The organism is Lacinutrix sp., from assembly GCF_023299985.1.
GTDB lineage: Bacteria > Bacteroidota > Bacteroidia > Flavobacteriales > Flavobacteriaceae > Lacinutrix.
The window spans coordinates 1-7,671 of sequence record NZ_JALZVX010000219.1 but is presented as its reverse complement, the minus strand read 5'-3'; the positions used below and the strand labels follow the sequence as shown (position 1 = coordinate 7,671).

Annotated in this window: 8 protein-coding genes; 3 read left to right on the top strand and 5 right to left on the bottom strand. The window is 30.9% G+C overall.

Annotation, left to right across the window (positions count from 1 at the left end; translation table 11 throughout):
* Window positions 1-83 precede the first annotated feature (83 nt).
* A complete protein-coding gene (rho, locus tag Q0C58_RS11755) occupies window positions 84-1,790 on the bottom strand; it encodes a transcription termination factor Rho (protein WP_290701793.1) in 1,707 nt (568 codons plus the stop codon).
* Window positions 1,791-1,996: 206 nt separating this feature from the next.
* Between rho and Q0C58_RS11750 the strand changes: the two genes are divergently transcribed.
* Window positions 1,997-2,407: a DUF4293 domain-containing protein gene (locus Q0C58_RS11750; RefSeq protein WP_290701791.1), complete on the top strand. Its 411-nt coding sequence runs from the start codon at window positions 1,997-1,999 to the stop codon at window positions 2,405-2,407.
* A 120-nt stretch (window positions 2,408-2,527) separates the two neighbouring features.
* Here the strand turns inward: Q0C58_RS11750 and Q0C58_RS11745 are convergent, their stop codons facing one another.
* Together Q0C58_RS11745 and Q0C58_RS11740 are read right to left on the bottom strand one after the other, a co-directional pair.
* Window positions 2,528-3,445: a carboxypeptidase-like regulatory domain-containing protein gene (locus tag Q0C58_RS11745; RefSeq protein WP_290701788.1), complete on the bottom strand. Its 918-nt coding sequence runs from the start codon at window positions 3,443-3,445 to the stop codon at window positions 2,528-2,530.
* A 2-nt stretch (window positions 3,446-3,447) separates the two neighbouring features.
* Window positions 3,448-3,945, bottom strand: coding sequence for a metallophosphoesterase family protein (locus Q0C58_RS11740; protein ID WP_290701785.1), 498 nt, complete (start codon window positions 3,943-3,945; stop codon window positions 3,448-3,450).
* Between the two features lie 234 nt (window positions 3,946-4,179).
* On the opposite strand from Q0C58_RS11740, the gene truA reads away from it, so the two are divergent.
* Both truA and Q0C58_RS11730 read left to right on the top strand, forming a co-directional pair.
* Window positions 4,180-4,932, top strand: a complete 753-nt coding sequence (gene truA / locus Q0C58_RS11735) for a tRNA pseudouridine(38-40) synthase TruA (protein ID WP_290701782.1) — start codon at window positions 4,180-4,182, stop codon at window positions 4,930-4,932.
* A complete protein-coding gene (locus tag Q0C58_RS11730; protein ID WP_290701780.1) occupies window positions 4,925-6,691 on the top strand; it encodes an ABC transporter ATP-binding protein in 1,767 nt (588 codons plus the stop codon). Before truA ends, Q0C58_RS11730 begins: the two co-directional genes overlap by 8 nt.
* Here Q0C58_RS11730 and Q0C58_RS11725 read toward each other — a convergent pair.
* Both Q0C58_RS11725 and Q0C58_RS11720 read right to left on the bottom strand, forming a co-directional pair.
* Window positions 6,688-7,503 carry a DUF3667 domain-containing protein gene (locus Q0C58_RS11725; protein ID WP_290701777.1) on the bottom strand — a complete coding sequence of 272 codons (816 nt, stop codon included), beginning with the start codon at window positions 7,501-7,503 and terminating at the stop codon, window positions 6,688-6,690. The genes Q0C58_RS11730 and Q0C58_RS11725 overlap by 4 nt on opposite strands.
* Window positions 7,504-7,671, bottom strand: a 168-nt coding sequence (locus Q0C58_RS11720; RefSeq protein ID WP_290701796.1) for a DNA integrity scanning protein DisA nucleotide-binding domain protein, incomplete at its 5' end; no start/stop codon positions are given. It lies immediately after the preceding gene.

Genomic DNA, 7,671 nt, shown 5'->3' with positions numbered 1-7,671 from the left:
ATAAAAAAGCCTTGATTTATAAATCAAGGCTTTTTTATTTAAAATACGTTTATTGAAATTATCCTTTTTTGAATACAATAAATTTATCCATTCATTGAGATTAAAAACTCTTCGTTATTTCTTGTTTGCTTGAAACGCTCATTTATAAACTCCATAGCTTCAACAGGATTCATGTCTGCAAGATACTTGCGCATTACCCACATGCGTTGAATAGTTACTTTGTCTAATAATATATCATCACGTCTTGTGCTTGAAGAAGTTAAATCGATAGCTGGGAAAATTCTACGATTAGAAATCTTACGATCTAATTGAAGTTCCATGTTACCTGTTCCTTTAAATTCCTCAAAAATTACTTCATCCATTTTAGAACCTGTCTCTGTTAAAGCAGTTGCGATAATGGTAAGCGATCCTCCATTTTCTATGTTACGTGCTGCACCAAAGAAACGTTTTGGTTTGTGTAATGCATTTGCATCTACACCACCCGAAAGAATTTTTCCAGATGCTGGTTGTACAGAGTTATATGCTCTTGCTAAACGCGTGATTGAATCTAAAAGGATCACTACATCGTGTCCACATTCTACTAAGCGTTTTGCTTTTTCTAATACTATATTTGCAATCTTTACGTGCTCATGAGCTTCTTTATCAAAGGTAGAAGCAATAACTTCTCCACGAACATTACGTTGCATATCTGTTACTTCTTCTGGACGCTCATCTATAAGTAAAATCATTTGGTATACTTCTGGATGATTTGCTGCAATTGCATTGGCAACATCCTTAAGTAACATTGTTTTACCAGTTTTAGGTTGCGATACTATCATACCACGTTGTCCTTTTCCTATTGGCGCAAACAAATCCATAATTCGCGTAGAAATTGTAGCTTGTTTTCCAGCTATATCAAATTTTTCTTGTGGAAATAATGGTGTTAAATGCTCAAAAGAAACACGATCTCTAACCACATCTGGACTTTGACCATTAATTTTATTTACTTTAATAAGCGGAAAATATTTTTCACCTTCTTTTGGAGGTCTTACATTTCCTAAAACAGTATCTCCTACTTTTAATCCAAATAAACGAATTTGAGATTGTGATACATAAATATCATCAGGAGAAGACAAGTAATTGTAATCTGAAGAACGTAAAAACCCATAACCATCTTGCATAACGTCTAAAACGCCTTCACTTTCTATAATAGCGTCAAATTCAAAATCTGGCTCACGATAACGGTTGCGCGTCTCGCTATTACCATGTGTGTTTCCGTTTTTACCTTGGTTACGTTGATTGTTATTCTGATTTTTGTTTTGGTTTTTGTTATGACGGTTAGGATTATTATCTCTTTTATCGTCTTTTTTATTTTGATGATTATGAACAGGCTTTTTATGCTGTGGCTTTTGCTGTGGTGCTTTAACTGGAGCTTTTACTTGCTTATTATCGTCTTTAGGAACTTGCGTTTCTTTAGTGTCTTTGTTTTCTTCTTCTTTAAAAGCTATTATTTCTTGTTGTGCTTTTGGTTCAGCTTTAGCCTTAGGCTTTGGCTGTGTTTTAGGTTGAGGCTTTGGCTTACTAGCAGCAGGACGTTGTACACGTTCTCTTTTTGGTTTCTCTTCTTTTTTAGGAGCAGGAACATCTGCTTTTACAACTTCTACAGCCTTTGGGTTTGCTGCTTGTTTATCTAAAATTTGATAAACTAAGTCTAATTTTTTTAATGAACGAAACTTTGGGATACTTAGCTTTTTTGCCATGTCCTGTAACTCAGGAAGCTTCATTTCTTTTAATTGTGAGATTTCAAACATGAATTGTTTAATTGAATATTTTTTTGAGAATATGTTGTTGAAAATTTCCGAAGAAAAAATATAGTGTTATTCTGAAGAATTAACGTATTGCTAATGTGACTATTGCAACTCGCTTGTGCAATTATACAACTTTTATTTTAAGTTTTTAGTTAAAATTTCCAAAAGAAGTTATATTTTTGAAGCCTAGAATTATTCGATTAAAATAAATGATACAACGTATTCAATCTGTCTATTTGTTACTAAATGTTGGAATATCAGCAGGATTGATTTTTGTGTTTCATTTATGGATAACTAACAAGGATGTAAAAGTCTTTGCTATGGATGAGCTATTATATTTTGGACTATTTTTAGGTTCTGCGGCTTTATCTTTGTTATCTATATTTATGTTTAAAAATAGGAAGTTGCAATTTGTATTGGGACGACTTAACATCATATTGAACGTTATTTTACTAGGATTTTTTGTATATCAATCTCTAAATATATCTGGAGAAGCTTTGGTTTCTGAGAAAGGTATTGGGATTTTTCTTCCAATTCTGTCTATTGTTTTATTGGTTTTGGCTAATAAAGCGATTAAAAAGGATGAAGATCTCGTAAAATCTGTAGATAGATTACGATAAACCTAACATCTTAGTAGTATTAGTGCGTGAGCTCAAGGTGAAGATCTTGGGCTTTTTTTATTCCTCATCCTTTAATCCTTTCCAAAGGAAAAGAAACTGTTGCAAACTTGTGACGCAAATCTATTCTTTATAAGTTGCTATAGTTAGACCAACTGCCATGTGGTATTGTATTTTTTTATTAAATGAAAGTTTTGGATCTATTTCATGCCACTCATTAGTTTTTGAAAACATGAATCTAGTATAAGATTTTATGTCACCTTTTGCTCTTTTTGTGAATTTAAAAGTAGGTGGGCTTCTATTTACTTTTGTTTCAATAATATAACCATTTTCATCAACATTGCCAATCATTTCGACACCAACAAAAAGGCCTTCTTTTGGATATATTATTTTTTTATCTTCAATATTAATCATTTGCATTTTTTTAGAGTCCTGATTACAATACACTAATAATGGTATTTTTAGTAACCTTTCGTTTGGTTGATTATTTTTATTAGAGTATAAATGCAATCTAAAAACACTATTAAAATCTGGTTTAACTCTTTTAGTTTTATCATTTTTATTGACATATAGATGTTTCCCGATAGGTATATGAATTTTGGACACATAAGCCTTGTTGGATTCTACAGGTATATTAATTAACGTCGTTAATTCTTGTTTTGGTTGCATAAACCAACTCATGTTTTTGCTTTTCTTAGAGTAACCTATCAATTCTAGTTTAGGCTTTTCTGTCGTTAAAAAAACTTCGCTCAATACTGTTGGTTTTGGAACAAGTTTTAAGGTGTCTGTAATATTTGTAGTTAAAACAATTTGTGTTTTATAACCTAAATAACTTATTTCTAAACTATCTGTTTTTATATTTTCAAGAGAAAAAACACCTTTTTCATTTGTATAAATTCCTTTTTCGCTATCTGTAAATTTTAATGATGCAAATGGAATAGGCTCATTAGTTTCTTTATCTACAACAACTATATTTTTTTGAGCATTACATAACTGGCTAAATAATATAATACTTATAACTAATAATTTGATTTTTTTCATATTTAATGCCTTTTAGGAAACTCAATAACCTCCAAATTTTCAATTTTTTTTCCGTCTATAGTAAAACGAAGCATTGTTCTTACTTTATGAAAACCATGTTTACCAATAGCTCCAGGATTCATGTGGATTAAATTCAATTTTTTATCAGGCATTACTTTTAGAATATGCGAGTGTCCACAAATAAAAATTCTTGGCGGATTTTTATAAATTTCTTCTCTTACTCTTACATTGTATTTATTTGGATAACCACCAATATGTGTAATCCAAACATCTACATCTTCACACATAAACCTGTTGTTTTCTGGGAATTCTAATCTTACTTTATCACCATCTATGTTACCATAAACGCCTCGTAAAGGTTTAAGTTTAGCAATAGCGTCTGTAACTTTTAAATCACCAATATCTCCTGCATGCCAAACTTCATCAGCTTGTTTAACGTATTTTAAAATGTCATCGTCAATGTGACTGTGAGTGTCTGAGAGTAGTAATATTTTTTTCATTTATGCTGAACTTGTTTCAGTATCTGTTTATTTGAGATTCTTCGCTACGCTCTGAATGACATAGAAATCGAAATCTTAATTATTGTTTATAAGCACTTCGACTGCACTCAATGTGACATCGTCTTTCAATTTGCAAGGTAAAAAGCAAAACTCTTTTTATTAGTTATTTAAGATTTCTTTAGGAACAAAAACGAGTATCTTTGTTTATTAAGAAAAACAAAAATACAAGTTTCTTTGCGATATTTTATAGAACTTTCATACAACGGTAAAGCATATCATGGTTGGCAAATACAACCTAACGCTATTTCGGTACAAGAGGTTTTAGAGAAAAGTCTTTCAACATTATTAAAAGAACCTATTGCTACAATGGGAGCAGGTAGAACAGATGCAGGCGTACATGCCAAGCAATTATTTGCACATTTTAATACTGAAGTAACCTTTGATATTGAGAAGATAATTTATAAACTGAATTCATTTTTGCCAGAAGATATTGCAATTAAAAATATTTTTAAAGTGAAAGCAGATGCGCATACAAGATTCCACGCGTTAAGTCGAGAATATTTATATAGAATAGCCTTAGAAAAAAGCCCATTTAATACTGAGCAAGCCTTTTTATTAAAAGCAAAATTAGATATTGATAAGTTAAAAGAAGCGACTAGAATATTATTGGACTATAAAGATTTTCAATGCTTTTCTAAAAGTAATACAGATGTAAAAACGTATAATTGTGATATAATGAAGGCTGAGTGGCAACTTGTTGAAAACGAGCTTCATTTTACAATTAAAGCAGATCGGTTTTTAAGAAACATGGTTCGTGCAATTGTTGGCACATTAATAAATATTGGGATTGGTAAGGTTGAAGTAGAGATGCTTCATGATATTATTAAATCTAAAAATAGGAGTGAAGCTGGATTTTCTGTTCCTGCTCATGCATTATATTTAACTAAAATTGAATATCCAGAAACTATAAAACAAAACATTGACTAAGAAAAAAGAGATCATATTCGATATTACATTATTTAAACGCTTGTTTGAATATACTAAGCCATATAAAACTGTTTTTTATGGTGTGCTTTTCTCTGTGTTAATTATTGCTGGATTAAGTATTGCAACACCTAAACTATTACAAATTGCAATAGATAATAATATAAAAACATTACAAGAAGAAGGTTTCCTATTTTTAATTATTTTAATGATTGCTTTGCTTTTAGTGCAAACAATTTTTCAGTTTTTCTTTCAGTTTTATGCCGCTTGGTTAGGGCAAAATATTGTTAAAGATGTTCGTGTGTTATTATTTAATCACATGTTAAAATTCAAAATGAAGTATTATGATAATTCTTCGGTTGGAATGCTAATAACACGTGCTGTAACAGACATGGAGCGTATTGCAGATATTTTTGGGCAAGGTCTATTTATGATTATGCGAGATACTATGGTCATGCTCGTAATTTCTGTTTTTATGTTGTACACAAACTTTACGTTAAGTTTAATAGTGTTTGTTACAATGCCAATAGTGTTATATGCTACAAAGATTTTTCAGCGTTACATGAAAAAGGCTTTCGAAGAAGTTAGAACAGAAGTGTCTAACCTTAACTCGTTTGTACAAGAACGTGTTACTGGTATGAAAATTCTACAACTTTTTACTAGAGAAGCTACCGAATATAAAAATTTTAAAGCCATAAATGAGCGTCATAAAAAAGGTTGGTTAAAAACCATTTGGTATAACTCCATTTTCTTTCCAATTGCAGATTTCCTTTCAGGTATTACCTCTGGTCTAATAGTTTATTTTGGAGGATTAATGGTAATAGTTGGTAGTACTGCAACTTCTGGTGAGCTGTTTATGTTTATAATGATGATTCCGCAATTATTTAGACCGCTAAGGCAAATTGCAGATAAATTTAACACGCTACAAATGGGAATGGTAGCAGCAAAGCGTGTGTTTAAAATAATAGACACAACGTCGCAAATTGATGATGCTGGAACTATTGAAGCTTCAAATTTTAAAGGTGCTATTTCTTTTAAGAATGTTCATTTTAGTTATGTAGAAAATGAAGAAGTATTAAAAGGGATTTCTCTAGATGTAAAAGCAGGAGAAACAGTAGCTATTGTTGGTTCAACTGGAGCAGGAAAATCTACTATTATAAATTTATTAAACAGGTTTTACGAGATTAATAGTGGTGATATTTCAATAGATAACATTGCTATTAAAACAGTAACTTTAGCATCGCTAAGAAGTCAAATCGCTGTGGTGCTTCAAGATGTTTTCTTGTTTGCAGATACTATTATGGCAAACATTACACTTAATCATCCAGATATATCTGAAGCGCAAGTAATACAAGCGTCTAAAGATATTGGTATTCACGATTTTATTTCTAGTTTACCAAACGGTTATAATTATAACGTAAAAGAGCGTGGTGCAATGTTAAGTTCTGGGCAAAGACAACTAATTTCTTTCTTGAGAGCTTATGTTACAAATCCTAGTATTTTAATTTTAGATGAAGCTACTTCTTCTGTAGATTCTTACTCAGAGCAACTTATACAAAACGCTACAGATAAAATTACCAAAGGCAGAACCTCTATAGTTATTGCGCATAGATTAGCAACTATTCAACAAGCAGATAAAATAATTGTTATGGATGCTGGTGAAATTGTAGAGCAAGGTACTCACGACGAATTACTTAAAAAGAAAAATGGTTATTATAGAAACCTTTACGAAGTACAGTTTTTAAAAGCTGATGTGGCTTAATTTTTGTTTTTAGAAGTTTCAATTAGTGCTTTTTGAGCTTCTATCATTTCTTGTCCAGATTCCGTTAAAGCCATCCACAAAGCAAAGCCTATTCCTAATAAGATAAAAACACCAACAAAAAGACCTACAAAAGCCATAGTACGCAATATAATACCTTGAAGAGATAATTGATATAGACGTTTTAGGCAATAAGCATTATAAAAAAGCATAAATGGGAAAAGCAAAAGACTTATTACCATGAAATCAACTTTAAACACTAATAGAAAAACCATTAAAACAGATGTCACTATTGATGTTTGTGCTTGAACATACAAGAAGATAACTAAAATCTCAGTAAAATTGAATTTCTTTTTATTGAAGAAAATTATTTTAGCAAACACAGCATAAAGAGGTATATAAGCCATCATCATTAATGATGAATACTTAGTCATAAAACTTGTTTGTTTTGCTTGTATTTCTTGATTTAATTCACCTCCATAACCACTTAACATATGATCAGACATTGCATCTGGATAAAAATTGGTAAGAACATAAATATAAAAACCAGTTAAAGTTATAGCTATTGCAAAATAGCTTATAACGTCTACATATTTTTTTCTTGTGCCATTAATATAGCTTTCTATAACTGCTTCTGGTTTAGAAAACATATGCCTAAAAGTTCTAAAAAAGCGATTATCGACATTTAAATAACGGTATGCGAAATCCTCAAAAAGATTACGCATTGTTAGTCTATTTCTAATTACCTTGCCTCCACAACCATTACAATAGTTGATTTGTTGTGGTAATAAGCGTTTACAGTTTTTACAAATCATTTAAACTAAGTCTTCTTTAATAATTTCTATTAACGCTATCGAATCTTTAAAATCGACAAACATTCCATTTTTAAAACATGAAATTTGTCCAGTTTCCTCACTAACGGTTATGGCAATAGCATCGGTTTTTTCAGTAATACCAACTGCTGCTCTGTGTCTTAATCCAAA

Bases quoted from the DNA above. Each gene is read 5' to 3' on its own strand.
- rho (WP_290701793.1), bottom strand. From the start codon at position 1,790: ATGTTTGAAATCTCACAATTAAAAGAAATGAAGCTTCCTGAGTTACAG.
- Q0C58_RS11750 (WP_290701791.1), top strand. From the start codon at position 1,997: ATGATACAACGTATTCAATCTGTCTATTTGTTACTAAATGTTGGAATA.
- Q0C58_RS11745 (WP_290701788.1), bottom strand. From the start codon at position 3,445: ATGAAAAAAATCAAATTATTAGTTATAAGTATTATATTATTTAGCCAG.
- Q0C58_RS11725 (WP_290701777.1), bottom strand. From the start codon at position 7,503: ATGATTTGTAAAAACTGTAAACGCTTATTACCACAACAAATCAACTAT.
- Q0C58_RS11740 (WP_290701785.1), bottom strand. From the start codon at position 3,945: ATGAAAAAAATATTACTACTCTCAGACACTCACAGTCACATTGACGAT.